Source organism: Burkholderia sp. IO2 (genome assembly GCF_029522185.1).
Classification (GTDB): Bacteria; Pseudomonadota; Gammaproteobacteria; order Burkholderiales; family Burkholderiaceae; genus Burkholderia; species Burkholderia cenocepacia.
The window spans coordinates 18,146-30,394 of the sequence record NZ_JAKWFH010000019.1 but is presented as its reverse complement, the minus strand read 5'-3'; the positions used below and the strand labels follow the sequence as shown (position 1 = coordinate 30,394).

Sequence of the window (12,249 nt, the reverse complement as noted above, 5' to 3'; positions counted from 1 at the left end):
CGCGAGTGGTCGGGTAACGGGAAATCGGTCGATCCACCATCCTTGTCCGCTGGATAGCGGCAGATATAGAGTCGACGACATCTATTCAAGGAGGTCGTATGCGGGTTGCGAAGTGGGGGAATAGTCTGGCCGTGCGCCTTCCGGCCGGTCTGGTCGATGAGTGGGGGCTGCGTGAAGGCGACGAAGTCGAAATCGTCGTTTACCGTGCAGGTGCTTTGGCTGAGAGCCGCAACGCGAGCCCCGAAGCAATTCTCCTGCCGTTGAGGCGTTTCAGAGGCAAGCTACCAGGCGATTTCAGGTTCAGGCGGAACGACGCAAACGAGTCGGATTGAGTCGACTCATTCAAGCGCCGGGACGCAGCCGCGGCGCGGTCCAGCTTACTTGTGTTCGTGGCGGAGCGAGGCAATGCGCCATCGCGCGTCGATCACGCACCACTGCTCGACGAAATCGAAGCGGGAATCGATTGCCTGGTTGATTCGTACCGTCCCGATGCCCGTTATCGTCGCCCGTTGTCCGCGCGTAACGATTTGCATGGTTTCGTCCCGATATGCGATACCCGATCTGTTCGATGCACGTTCGGCCGCTACGACGCGCATTCGCGCAAGAAATTGCGCTTTCGTGCGAATGTGAGCTTCGTGCAGGACGAAGAAGTTCGGGCTTGCGACGAAATCGAGCTGTTCGACATCGGCGTGACGATACGCGTCGATCCAGACGTCGCGCATCTGCGCCAGGGTGAATCGGGGTTCCATAGGCGGTGCATTGTCCTGCTGGAGCGCGGGTGCGCGGTTTTTTGGCGCTATCCGCCGGGGTCAGGAAGGCAGCCTATGGCCGGGCTCATGCTTGGGCAATTGGACAGGTCTGAATCTGGTTGTGCCGTGAGCGGGAAAATGCCGGCAGGGCGCGGGAGTAGACGCCCCGATGACGCATTGTCGGGCTGGCGCTGACTGCGGGAAAGAGGCGTGAAGCAGCACGCAGTGTGCTGCCGTAAACAGATGGCAACCGATGGCAGAACGCTGCGCGGCCGCGCATGGAAGCGGCCGATACGGCATGAAAAGCCGAGGAACCGGATGCGACGCGACTATTCCGCGCGCCGCATCCGTCATGCCCTTACTCGCTGCTCGTCCACTCGACGTTCGCGCCCACCGAACGCAGGTTCTCGACGAAATGCGGATGCGCGCGGCGGATCGGCAGCGCGTTCATGATTTCCGAGCGACCTTCGATGCTCGCGGCCACCATCAGCAGCGCGATCGCGACGCGAATGATGTACGGGCTCTCGACACGGGCCGGCGTCAGTTGCAGCCCGCCGAACGTGATCAGCCGGTGCGGATCGGACAACAGCACGTGCGCGCCGAACTTCGACAGTTCGCCGGACCAGCCGAGCGCGCCGTCGTAGACCTTGTTCCAGAACATCGCACTGCCTTCCGCGCGCACGCCGAGCGCGATGAAGATCGGCAGCAGGTCGACCGGCAAGTACGGCCACGGCGCGGCTTCGACCTTGGTCAGGATGTTCTGCGTGAACGGCCGGCGCACGCGCAGCGGGCCGTCGCGTTCCGCGCGCGACCAGCCGTCGCGGTGCGTGACGGTGACGCCGAACTTCGCGAACGTGCGGTCGATCAGCGGGAAATGCTCGGGCGACGAGTTGCGCACCGTGATGTCGCCGCCCGTGATCGCGCCGAGCGCGAGGAACGTCGCGATCTCGTGGAAATCCTCGGCGAAGCGGAACTCGCCGCCGCCGAGCTTGCCGCCGCCCGTCACGCAGAGCCGCGACGTGCCGATGCCTTCGATCGCGACGCCGATCATCGCGAGGAACTGGCAGAACTCCTGCACGTGCGGTTCGGACGCCGCGTTCATCAGCGTCGACGTGCCGCTGGCGGCCGTCGCGCACAGCGCGAAGTTCTCGGTGGTCGTCACCGATGCGTAGTCGAGCCAGTGATCGTTGGCCGTCAGCGGGCCGTCGGTACGGACGATCAGCGAATCGGGCGTGCGCTCGATGTGCGCCCCGAATCGCTCGAACACCTCGACGTGCGGATCGATCTCGCGCACGCCGAGCGTGCAGCCCTTCACGTCGTTTTCGAGCCGCGCGACGCCGAAGCGCGCGAGCAGCGGCGGAATCAGCATGATCGACGAACGCATCGCCTCGGGCAGCCGGTGGACCGCCGGATCGAACTTCGTGTCGCGATGGTGGAGTTCGAGCAGACCCGTCGTGAAATCGACCGACACGTCGCTGCCGAGCGTGCGGAAGATGTCGAGGATCTTGCGCACGTCGGTGATGTCCGGCACGCCGACGAGACGCAGCGGCTGATCGGTCAACAGGGTGGCGCACAGAATCGGCAGGACGGCGTTCTTGTTCGCGGACGGCTTGATGTCCCCGCGCAGCGGAGTGCCGCCGTGGACGATGAGATTCGACATGATATGGGGGCGTATCGGTGACTGACGTAGGCCCATATGATGCCATTGGTCGGCACGCGGCGTGGAATGTTCAGAGGGGAAAAGGGGGAATCGGCGCGCTTAACTGACAGTGTTTGACGTCGCGCCAGAGATACGGCAGGCCGAATGCCGTCCGGCCCGACACAATGGCCGGCCGCACGTCGGGCCGGCCATCCGCTCACACCGTCATTGCGCCGCCCGCATCCGCGCCGCGACCACCAGCGAGATCAGGCAGCCGACCGCGAGATAGCCGGCGACGAGGTGCCACGAACCGCCGGCCACGCTGACGAGGCCGACCGCGATGAACGGCGTGAACCCGCCGCCGACGACGCTCGCGAACTGGTAGCCGACGCCCGCGCCGCTGTAGCGGTATTCGGCGCCGAACAGCTCGGTAAACAGCGGCTGCTGGACGCTCACGACCATGTCGTGCGCCGCGTTCGCCAGCAGGATCGAGAAGATCACGATCCATGCGATCGACCGCGCTTCCAGTGCGACGAAGAACGGTACCGCCGACGCGAGACCGATCAGCGCGCCGATCAGGTAGATGCGGCGCAGGCCGTAGCGGTCGGCGAGCCACGCGAAGCACGGGATCGTCACGCAGCTCACCGCGCCGACCAGCAGGCCGATGTTCAGGAACAGGTCGCGCGACATGCCGAGGTTCGTCGTCGAATAGCTGAGCGCGAACGCGGTGACGATATACATCGTGAACAGTTCGGCGAGCCGCAGCGCGACGATCAGCAGGAACGCCTTCGGGTGGCGCGTCAGCGCTTCCAGCACCGGCAGGCGCAGCTTGCGGTTGCCATGCTCGACCTTCTCGACGAACTCCTGCGATTCGTCCATGTTCTTGCGCACCCACAGCCCGATCAGCACCAGCACGATGCTGAACACGAACGGCAGGCGCCAGCCCCACGACTTGAACGCGGCCTCGCCGAGCGTATGGCTCAGGATCGAGACGATGCCGGTGGCCAGCACGAGCCCGACGCCGTAGCCGACCTGCACGCCGCTGCTGTAGAACGCCTTCTTTTGCTTCGGCGCGCTCTCGACGGCCATCAGCGCCGCGCCGCCCCATTCGCCGCCGACGGCGAACCCCTGGATCGCGCGCATCAGCACCAGCAGCACGGGCGCCCACCAGCCGATCGTCGAGAACGCCGGCAGCAGGCCGATCGCGACCGTCGACAGCCCCATCAGCATCACGGTCAGCACGAGCATCCGCTTGCGGCCGAGCCGGTCGCCGTAGTGGCCGAACACGATGCCGCCGAGCGGCCGGAACAGGAAGCCGACGCCGAAGGTGGCGAACGCCGCGAGCGTGCCCATCGTCGGACTGACTTTCGGGAAGAACTCCGAATTGAACACCAGCGCGGCGACGATCCCGTACAGCAGGAAGTCGTACCAGTCGACGACGGCGCCGACGAAGCTGCCGATCGCGGCCTTGCGGGCCTGGCTGCGCGCACGGGCGCCGGCCGCGGCGTCGAGGGTGTCGAAGGTGGGGGTCATGGCAATGTCTCCTGGCACGGCGCATCGTGGAATCGTGGCGGGGCCGCGTCCGATGCTGCATTGAAGTCGAAGGGTGAACGGAGAATAGGGCGCGCGCCACATGGCGGCAATTGGCCAAACGGGCAATGTGCGCGATTATCGTTCAAGTCCGTGCGATTATCGAACGCTTTCCGGGTTTGCACTAGGCGGTGCGACGATATCCCGTTCGGCCGGGGTGTGCCGCCGTGAACGATCTGGTTAAAATCTGCAGCATCGACAACTCGCCCGTTCGGGGCGCATGCGCCGCCGTCACCTCGGCCGCGCATGCCGCACGCGACAGGCACGAATCCCCATCGACCGCATGTCCCCGGAGACTGGAATGCCCGGCAATTCCCACCCATTGTCCAGCGATACGCCGCCCGTCGCCGATTCGGCCGCCAATCCGCTCGGGATGGCCGGCCTCGAATTCGTCGAATTCGCGGCGCCCGTGCCGGAAGCGCTCGCGCAACGCTTCGAGCAATTCGGGTTCAAGGCGATCGCGCGGCACGTCAGCAAGAACGTCACGCTGTACCGGCAAGGGCAGATGCATTTCCTGATTAATGCCGAGCCCGATTCGTTCGCCGCGCGCTATGCGGAGGAGTACGGAATGGGCGTCTGCGCGATCGGGTTGCGCGTGGCGAACGCCCGGCGTGCGTTCGAGCGTGCGATCCAGCTCGGCGCGTGGGCGTTCGAAGGCGAAAAGGTCGGGGTCGGCGAGCTGAAGATCCCGGCGATCCAGGGGATCGGCGATTCGCACCTGTATTTCGTCGACCGCTGGCGCGGGCGGGACGGCCAGCGCGGCGGCGTCGGCGACATCTCGATCTTCGACATCGATTTCCGGCCGATCGACATCGCGACCGCGCATACCGATCTCGATTGCGCGGGCGTCGGCCTGCAGCAGGTCGATCACTTCACGCAAACCGTCGGCGCGGGCCGCATGCAGGAGTGGCTGGATTTCTACCACGACCTGCTGCACTTTCGCGAGATCCATCAGATCGACGCGCACTGGCATGTGTCGGAGGAATCGCGCGTGATGGTGTCGCCGTGCGGCGCGGTGCGGATTCCGGTCTACGAGGAAGGCACGCGCCGCACCGAGCTGATGCATGCGTACCTGCCCGATCATCCGGGCGAGGGCGTGCAGCACGTCGCGCTGGCCACCGACGACATCCTGTCGTGCGTCGATGCGCTGCGTGCGAACGGCGTCGAGTTCATCGAGCCGCCCGCGCGCTATTACGACGACGTCGACGCGCGGCTGCCGGCGCATGGCGTCGACCTCGACGCGCTGCGCCGCCGCGCGGTGCTGGTCGATGGCGAGATCGGCAGCGACGGTGTGCCGAGGCTGTTCTTCCAGACCTTCGTCAAGCGCCGCCCCGGCGAGATCTTCTTCGAGATCGTGCAGCGCAAGGGGCACCACGGGTTCGGCGAGGGCAACCTCGCGGCGCTTGCCCGCGCGCGCGACGCCGGCTGAACGATCAGGCGCCGGCGGCCGGCACGCGGTTCGGCGCGGGGTCGTTCGGCTCGCGCAGCACGCATGCGGTGCCACCGGGCGTGTACATCGACACCACACAGCGGTTGCACGACGTACAGCCCGACTGCGCGAGCCGGCCGTCGCGCAGCCCGTTTACGAAACCCGGCTCGAACACGAGCGCCCGTGCCAGCGCGACCGCGTCGAACCCTTCGCGCATCGCCCGCGCGACGTTGTCGCGCGAGCGCACGCCGCCGAGGTAGGCAAGCGGCATCCGGACGGCCGCGCGCAGCTGCTTCGAATGCTCCAGGAAATACATCTCCCGGAACGCGCCCATCTTCGGCTCGGTGAGTGTCTGCAGCGCCATCGCGGCCCGCACGATCGCATTGTCGGCATTCGCGCGCGCATCGCCCGGCAGCGGGCTGCCGAACAACTGCCATACCGATTCGACGTTCATCCCGCCGCTCAGCACGAGCAGGTGCGCGCCTTCGGCTTCGAGCCGCCGCGCGATCTCGCACGCGTCGTCGGCCGTGCCGCCGCCACGCACGCCTTCCGTCACGCCGATCTTGCAGACCACGGCGAGATCGCGGCCCACCGCGTCGAGCACGCGGCGCAGCACGTCGACCGGAAAGGCCGCCCGACGCGCGGCGTCGCCGCCATACGCGTCGCGGCGGCGGTTGTACAGCGGCGACAGGAACTGGCTCAGCAGATAGCCGTGCCCCATGTGAATCTCGACCGCATCGAAGCCGGCGTCGCGCGCATGCCGCGCCGCCTGCGCGAACTCGTCGGCGATCGCCGACATCTGCTCGCGCGTCATCGCCTGCTTCAGGAAGCGGCCGCTCATCACGCCGACCTTGTTGAAGCCGCCCGACGCGCTCAATGGCCGTTTCGTCGACAGCGACGGCAGGAACGTGAAGCAGCCGCCGTGCGTGATCTGCGCGGAGGCCGCCGCGCCGTGACGGTGGACGGCATCGGTCAGCACGCGGAATTGCCGGACCGTCGGTGCGTCGAGCCGGGCCTGGTCGACGAACGTGCGACCGTCGTCGCTGATCGCGCAGTATGCGACGGTCGTCAACGCGGCGCCGCCCTCGGCGATGCGCTCGTGAAAGCGGACAAGCGCTCGCGACGGCACGCCGTTCGGCGTCATCCCTTCGTTGGTGGCGGACTTGATCAGGCGGTTGCGCAGCGTCAACGGGCCGATCTGCAGCGGGCTGAACGCGGTGGTGAGGTCAGCTGATTCCATGGGGCGGACGAAAGGATGGGCACGGCGACCATTGTGCGGCGGCGGGACGGGCGCGCATCGTCCGCGTGGATGAGCCGCGGTGCCGCGCGGCGGCCCGCCGCGATCCCGTCGAGCACGCACGGTGGCTGGCAGGCATCGACGAAACACCCCTCCACGGCACCGAACGGCAGCGTGCCGCGCCCCGGCTACCCGCGCCGACCCTCACGCCGCCCGCAATGAATTCGCCGGCATCGCCCGCGCGCCTTCCGGATCGTCGTCGCCGAGCGGAATGAACGCCATGATCTCCAGGTCGTGCCCCGACAACGCCGGCAGCCGGAACGGGCTCGACAGCACGTTCAGCCGCCGCACGCCGACGTCGCGCAGGATCTGCGACCCGATTCCCGTCACGCGTCCGTCGCGGCGCGCCGTACCGGCCGGCATCCGCGGCGCGTCGCCACGCAGGTCGCAATCGAGCAGCACCGCCACGCCGCAGCCGGCCGCATCGATGCGCTGCAGCGCGGCGTGCAGCGGCCACGAATGCGCGGAGGGCTCCGCGTCGAGCAGGTCGAGCAGCGAATGGCATTCGTGCACGCGCGCCAGCACGGGCGTCGCCGGATCGGGTTCGCCCCGCACGAGCGCCAGATGCGGCGCGTCGTGCACGGCGTCGCGATACTCGATCGCACGGAACCGTCCCCACGGCGTATGCAGCGGTCGCTCGCCGACGCGTTCGACGAGCGACTCATGCTCGCGGCGGTAATGGATCAGGTCGGCGATCGTGCCGATCTTCAGCCCGTGATGCGCGGCGAACGCCTTCAGCTCCGGCAGCCGCGCCATCGTGCCGTCGTCGTTCATCACCTCGCAGATCACCGACGCGGGCGTGAGCCCGGCCAGCGCCGCGAGATCGCAACCGGCCTCGGTGTGCCCGGCGCGCACGAGCACGCCGCCCGGCCGCGCGGCGATCGGAAACACATGGCCGGGCTGCACGAGATCGTCGGGGCGTGCGCCCGAACGCACGGCCACGCGGATCGTATGTGCGCGATCGGCGGCCGAAATGCCGGTCGTCACGCCTTCGGCCGCCTCGATGCTGACGGTGAACGCGGTGCCGAACGGCGTGCCGTTGTGGTCGGCCATCGGCGGCAACCGCAGTTGCGCACAGCGTTCGGCGGTCAGCGTCAGGCAGATCAGCCCGCGCCCGAAGCGCGCCATGAAATTGATCGCGTCGGGTGTCACGTGATCGGCGGCGATCACCAGGTCACCTTCGTTCTCGCGATCCTCTTCATCGACGAGCAGGACCATGCGGCCCGCGCGCAACTCGTCGACGATCTCCAGCGTGCCGGCGAGCGTCATGACGCCTCCGTCGCGTCGAAGGCGCGGCGCAGCGCGTCGGCGCCGAACGTCAGCACGTGCTCGGCCGCGTCGACCGCGCCGAGCATGCTCGCGAAACCGTGCAACTGGCCCGGCCAGCGCACGAGCGTCACCGGCGTGCCGGCCCGCGCGAGACGCAGCGCATACGCTTCGGCCTCGTCGCGCAGCGGATCGAATTCGGCGCTGACGATCGTCGCCGGCGCGACGCCCGCGACATCCGGCGCAGCGAGCGGGCTCGCGAGCGGCGACGCGCGATCGGCGCCGTCGTCGAAGTAGTGGCCCTTGAACCAGCGCATCATGTCGGCCGTCAGGAAATAGCCGTTGCCGAGCGATTCGTACGACGGGTGCTCGGTCGCGCAATCGACGACCGGATACAGCAGCAACTGGTGCGCGATGGCGATGCCCGAGCCGCGCAACTGCAGCGCGGCGACCGCCGCGAGATTGCCGCCCGCACTGTCGCCGGCGACCGCCACCGCGCCGGCGCGGGCGCCGAGATCGCGTGCACTGGCCGCCGCCCAGCGCACGGCGTCGCACGCATCGTGCGCGGCGGCCGGGAAGCGCGCCTCGGGCGCGAGCCGGTAGTCGACCGACAGCACGAGCGTGCACGCCCGATGCGCGAGGCTGCGGCACAGGTTCGCGTGCGAGTCGATGCCGCACGACACGAAGCCGCCGCCGTGGAAAAACACGGTCAGCGGCAACGGCCCGTCGACGGCGGGCCGATACAGCCGCGCCGGCAATCGACGGCCCGCTGCCGGGATCTGCCAGTCCGCTTCGGCGGCGACGGCATCGCCGGGCGCGAACGCGCCGCCGGCGGCGAGGCTCGCGCGGTACGCGGGAACGGTGAGCTGCGCGAAATCGATCGCGGGGGCCTGGGCGAATGCGGCGAGCAGCGCCTGCGCCTGGGGGTCGAGCGGCATGGGAACTCCTGTCTGAATCGGATGCGGTCTGAATCAGGTAAACCCGTGTCCCGGTTTTCCCTGAGTCCGCGCCGGACGCTTGCCGGCACGGCCTGACGGGCATTCCAGCGCAGCGGGCAGGGCGCCACATCATCCGATCGGACGATGGTTTGCCCGCCCGGATGGCCAATTCTCGCCATTCAGTGAATCTCCCGATGACGCCGGAATTTAGACGCGTCTTAAATCATGGCGGCGCGGCTCGGTCGCACCGCAAACATGTCGTATGGAGGATGGAGCGTGCTGATGGAGACGAGATGGGCTCCGCAAGAGAGCCAGGCAACCAGTGACGAGGCCGACATCGGCGTCGCGGATTTCAGCGAGCTGATGGCGCGCATCTACCAGGGTCCGCTGGAGACGCCGCCGTGGGCCGGCGCGCTCGAGCTCGTCCGTCGCTGGCTGCACGCGAACTACGTGACGCTGATCCTGCGCGCGGCCGCGAGCGATCGCCGCGCGCCGCTGTCCGTGCACGCGTCGGAATTCGGCCCGGTCGTTCCGGGCGACGGCGAGGCGTCGTACAACAACTACTACTATTCGCTCGACCCGTTCGTCGGCCTGCCGGCCGATCGCGTCGTCACGGTCGACGACGTGTTCGGCGACACGGGCTGGCTGTCGAGCGAGCTGTACAAGCAGTTCCTGAAGCCGCAGGACGTGCGCTATATCCTCGGCGCGGACCTGCGCACGCCGTCGGGCGTCGAGTGCCGGTTCCGCGTGTGCCGCAACCATGCGTCGAAGCAGTTCTCCGCGCGCGACAAGGCGGTCTGCGCGCTGCTGCTGCCGCACCTGAAGCGCGCGGTGGAACTGCATTCGCGGCTCGATTCGGCGGAGGTCGAGCGCTCGATCTACGCGAACGCGATCGACCGCATGCAGGTCGGCACGATCGCGCTCGACGAGAACGGCACGATCATCGACATGAACAGCGTCGCCGACGAGATCCTCAAGCAGAACAACGGGCTGACGATCGCGCGCGGCACGATCGAGGCGACCGACGCGCAGGAGAACCGCACGCTGAAGCGGCTGATCCGCCACGCGGTGATGGGGCATCACGGCACAGCCGCGGCAACCGTCGAGGCGATGCCGATCACGCGCAGCTTCGACAAGCCGCGCCTCGGGCTGCTGGTGCGCACGGTGCTGCTGTCCGACTGGTCGGAGGACAACCGGCGCCGGCCGGCCGTCACGCTGTTCCTGCGCGATCCCGATCGCAAGCCGCAGGGCGCGCAGGAAATCATCCGCAAGCTGTTCGACCTGACGCCGGCCGAGACGTCGCTCGCGCTGCTGCTCACCAACGGGCTGACGCTCGAGGAAGCCGCGGACGAATCGGGAATCAGCAAGAACACGGCGCGTACGCACCTGCGCGCGATTTTCTCGAAGACGGGCGTCACGCGTCAGGCGACGCTGGTGCGGATTCTGCTCGGGAGTGTCGTGCCGCTCGGGTGAATGGTGTAGTCGATGCCGACCAAGCGGCAACGGATGCGTTCGCCCGGCAATACATCGGCATCGATCGATACTTCACCGGCGTCGCGACGATGGCGACTTGACGCAAAAGAGGCTCGCACCGCGCGAGCCTCTTTTTCATCCCGTGCCGTCGCTCATGCGTATCGATTGGGCGACGGGTCGTGCGGCTACCCGAGTTCACGACCCGCGCGTCGAGCGATTCGCCCAATCGGCCCATGCCGGCCACTGCGCGCAGCCGCGCCGGATGAAGGCGACGCCGGTGCGGATCACGAGCGCGCCGATCGCGAGCGCGGCCAGGTCGTCCAGGCGGCCGAAGCCAACCAGCGCCGCACTCATCGCGAGCGCCGCGAGCAACGACGACAGCGCATCGGTCCGCACGTGCCAGCCACTCGCCTCGAGCAGCGCGGAACCGGTCTCGCGCGCCTTGCGCAGCATCCAGCAGGACAGCACGGCCTTGCCGGCGAGCGTGACCGCAACCAGCGCGAGCGCGGTCGCGCCCGGCTGCACGACCGGCGGCGTATCGAACCGGGTCAGCGCATGCCAGATCATTTGCGCGCCGGTGATGGCCAGCAACGCGCCGAGGCCCGCGAGCGCGAGCGGCTCGTAGGTCGGGCGACGCTGCGGCGGCAGGCGCGCGTCGAGCCGGCAGGCGACGAGGATCAGCGCATCGGCCGCAAGGTCGATCGCCGCATGCGCGACGTCCGCGAGCAGCCCCGACGAATGCGCGGACCATGCCGCCGCCGTCTCGACGGCGAGCAGCAGCAGGTTGATCGCGAGGCTGACGACGAGTGCGCGGGACGTGGCTGCGTAGACGTGGGGCGTGGCGCGCGACGGGCGCTGCATGGCGGATCGCTTGTCGGAATCGGGGACGGCTTCGAACGTTACCGGCCTACGGTGGCACGCGAATGACAAGACGAAACGAGGGCGCGGCGCGAGGATTCGGCGCATGGCGATCCGCTGACCGGTCACCCGTCGCGCTCACCGCTTTCGATTGCGCTGAAAAAATTACAGCGCGCGTTCATTTGGTAGCGGATTCGCTGGCATCGGATGACGCTGCCGCGCCGTCGCCGCAGGCCGCCCGATGGAGCGCCGAAGCGCGATGAGCGACGCGGCCGGCTTGCGAGCGGGATCGCGGTTTGCTTTCGCGACAGCCCGGCAGGTTCGCCCGGACCGCGTATCCGAGGTTTTCCCGGCCGCCACCGGCAGCTGCCGGGCGACGAAATTCACCGCCCACTCCCGTGAGCGCCTCAATGCACGACAGCCAGCACCTTCACCCACCCGACACGATGCGTGAGTCCAGCACGATCGTCGTCGGTCGCGTCGTTCATCCGGGACGGGAAAGGCAATTCGATCGCTGGGCGCGCGAGATCGACGCGGCGGCGCGGCGTTACCCGGGGCACCTCGGAAACGTTCGCCTGAGCGATTCCAGCGGCATCAACTACCTGATTTATCGGTTCGACTCGCCGGCGCACCTGCATGCGTGGGAGGCCTCCGCGGAGCGACGAAAGCTGGTGGCGAAGGGCGACACGATATCGGACGAGCATCGCGATGCCGCGGTCGGCATGGATGCGTGGTTCGCGATCGCCGGCAAGCCCGCTACACCGAAGTGGAAAACGTTTCTCGTGACGTGGCTGGCCGTTTATCCGGCCCTGCTGTCGATCACGTACCTACTGAACGCGCTCCTGCCAGCGTCGGAGCGTCCTGTCCAACTCGCGCTCAGCTCCGCGCTGCTGACCGCATCGCTGACCTGGATCATCATGCCGCTCCTCACGAGGCAACTTCGGCCATGGCTGCTCCGGGGCGTGAAGCAGGTCGACAGGCTGGGCGACCGACACAGCAACGGATGACGA

Annotated in this window: 11 protein-coding genes; 4 read left to right on the top strand and 7 right to left on the bottom strand. The window is 68.0% G+C overall.

What is annotated here, in order from left to right; all coding sequences use genetic code 11:
* Positions 1 to 98 precede the first annotated feature (98 nt).
* Positions 99 to 332: an AbrB/MazE/SpoVT family DNA-binding domain-containing protein gene (locus tag MMB92_RS14360; protein WP_011547707.1), complete on the top strand. Its 234-nt coding sequence runs from the start codon at positions 99 to 101 to the stop codon at positions 330 to 332.
* A 45-nt stretch (positions 333 to 377) separates the two neighbouring features.
* Here MMB92_RS14360 and MMB92_RS14355 read toward each other — a convergent pair whose 3' ends face one another.
* From MMB92_RS14355 to shiA, 3 genes are all read right to left on the bottom strand, one after another.
* Positions 378 to 749, bottom strand: coding sequence for a DUF4440 domain-containing protein (locus MMB92_RS14355; RefSeq protein WP_012493332.1), 372 nt, complete (start codon positions 747 to 749; stop codon positions 378 to 380).
* Positions 750 to 1,107: 358 nt separating this feature from the next.
* Positions 1,108 to 2,409 carry a UDP-N-acetylglucosamine 1-carboxyvinyltransferase gene (locus MMB92_RS14350; protein WP_006485223.1) on the bottom strand — a complete coding sequence of 434 codons (1,302 nt, stop codon included), beginning with the start codon at positions 2,407 to 2,409 and terminating at the stop codon, positions 1,108 to 1,110.
* A gap of 204 nt (positions 2,410 to 2,613) precedes the next feature.
* Positions 2,614 to 3,921, bottom strand: a complete 1,308-nt coding sequence (shiA, locus tag MMB92_RS14345; protein WP_058903117.1) for a shikimate transporter — start codon at positions 3,919 to 3,921, stop codon at positions 2,614 to 2,616.
* Between the two features lie 358 nt (positions 3,922 to 4,279).
* Here shiA and MMB92_RS14340 point away from each other — a divergent pair, with 358 nt between their 5' ends.
* Positions 4,280 to 5,407 (top strand): VOC family protein, encoded by a 1,128-nt coding sequence (locus MMB92_RS14340; protein WP_277562743.1) that lies wholly within the window; start codon positions 4,280 to 4,282, stop codon positions 5,405 to 5,407.
* Positions 5,408 to 5,411: 4 nt separating this feature from the next.
* Here MMB92_RS14340 and MMB92_RS14335 read toward each other — a convergent pair whose 3' ends face one another.
* The 3 genes from MMB92_RS14335 to MMB92_RS14325 form a co-directional block, all read right to left on the bottom strand.
* Positions 5,412 to 6,647: an NADH:flavin oxidoreductase gene (locus MMB92_RS14335; protein WP_277562742.1), complete on the bottom strand. Its 1,236-nt coding sequence runs from the start codon at positions 6,645 to 6,647 to the stop codon at positions 5,412 to 5,414.
* A 201-nt stretch (positions 6,648 to 6,848) separates the two neighbouring features.
* Entirely contained in the window at positions 6,849 to 7,973 is a 1,125-nt protein-coding gene (gene ribBA / locus MMB92_RS14330; protein WP_265225479.1) for a bifunctional 3,4-dihydroxy-2-butanone-4-phosphate synthase/GTP cyclohydrolase II, read from the bottom strand.
* Positions 7,970 to 8,908, bottom strand: coding sequence for an alpha/beta hydrolase (locus MMB92_RS14325; protein ID WP_277562741.1), 939 nt, complete (start codon positions 8,906 to 8,908; stop codon positions 7,970 to 7,972). Before MMB92_RS14325 ends, ribBA begins: the two co-directional genes overlap by 4 nt.
* Positions 8,909 to 9,190: 282 nt before the next feature.
* On the opposite strand from MMB92_RS14325, the gene MMB92_RS14320 reads away from it, so the two are divergent.
* Positions 9,191 to 10,381, top strand: coding sequence for a LuxR family transcriptional regulator (locus MMB92_RS14320; protein ID WP_012493335.1), 1,191 nt, complete (start codon positions 9,191 to 9,193; stop codon positions 10,379 to 10,381).
* Positions 10,382 to 10,576: 195 nt separating this feature from the next.
* On the opposite strand, the gene MMB92_RS14315 is transcribed toward MMB92_RS14320, so the two are convergent.
* Positions 10,577 to 11,242 (bottom strand): cation diffusion facilitator family transporter, encoded by a 666-nt coding sequence (locus tag MMB92_RS14315; RefSeq protein ID WP_077176945.1) that lies wholly within the window; start codon positions 11,240 to 11,242, stop codon positions 10,577 to 10,579.
* A 407-nt stretch (positions 11,243 to 11,649) separates the two neighbouring features.
* On the opposite strand from MMB92_RS14315, the gene MMB92_RS14310 reads away from it, so the two are divergent.
* On the top strand, positions 11,650 to 12,246 hold the full coding sequence (locus MMB92_RS14310; RefSeq protein WP_006490642.1) for a hypothetical protein: 597 nt from the start codon (positions 11,650 to 11,652) through the stop codon (positions 12,244 to 12,246).
* The last annotated feature ends 3 nt before the right edge of the window (positions 12,247 to 12,249 follow it).

Bases quoted from the DNA above. Each gene is read 5' to 3' on its own strand.
- MMB92_RS14360 (WP_011547707.1), top strand. From the start codon at position 99: ATGCGGGTTGCGAAGTGGGGGAATAGTCTGGCCGTGCGCCTTCCGGCC.
- MMB92_RS14355 (WP_012493332.1), bottom strand. From the start codon at position 749: ATGGAACCCCGATTCACCCTGGCGCAGATGCGCGACGTCTGGATCGAC.
- MMB92_RS14350 (WP_006485223.1), bottom strand. From the start codon at position 2,409: ATGTCGAATCTCATCGTCCACGGCGGCACTCCGCTGCGCGGGGACATC.
- shiA (WP_058903117.1), bottom strand. From the start codon at position 3,921: ATGACCCCCACCTTCGACACCCTCGACGCCGCGGCCGGCGCCCGTGCG.
- MMB92_RS14340 (WP_277562743.1), top strand. From the start codon at position 4,280: ATGCCCGGCAATTCCCACCCATTGTCCAGCGATACGCCGCCCGTCGCC.
- MMB92_RS14335 (WP_277562742.1), bottom strand. From the start codon at position 6,647: ATGGAATCAGCTGACCTCACCACCGCGTTCAGCCCGCTGCAGATCGGC.
- ribBA (WP_265225479.1), bottom strand. From the start codon at position 7,973: ATGACGCTCGCCGGCACGCTGGAGATCGTCGACGAGTTGCGCGCGGGC.
- MMB92_RS14325 (WP_277562741.1), bottom strand. From the start codon at position 8,908: ATGCCGCTCGACCCCCAGGCGCAGGCGCTGCTCGCCGCATTCGCCCAG.
- MMB92_RS14320 (WP_012493335.1), top strand. From the start codon at position 9,191: ATGGAGACGAGATGGGCTCCGCAAGAGAGCCAGGCAACCAGTGACGAG.
- MMB92_RS14315 (WP_077176945.1), bottom strand. From the start codon at position 11,242: ATGCAGCGCCCGTCGCGCGCCACGCCCCACGTCTACGCAGCCACGTCC.
- MMB92_RS14310 (WP_006490642.1), top strand. From the start codon at position 11,650: ATGCACGACAGCCAGCACCTTCACCCACCCGACACGATGCGTGAGTCC.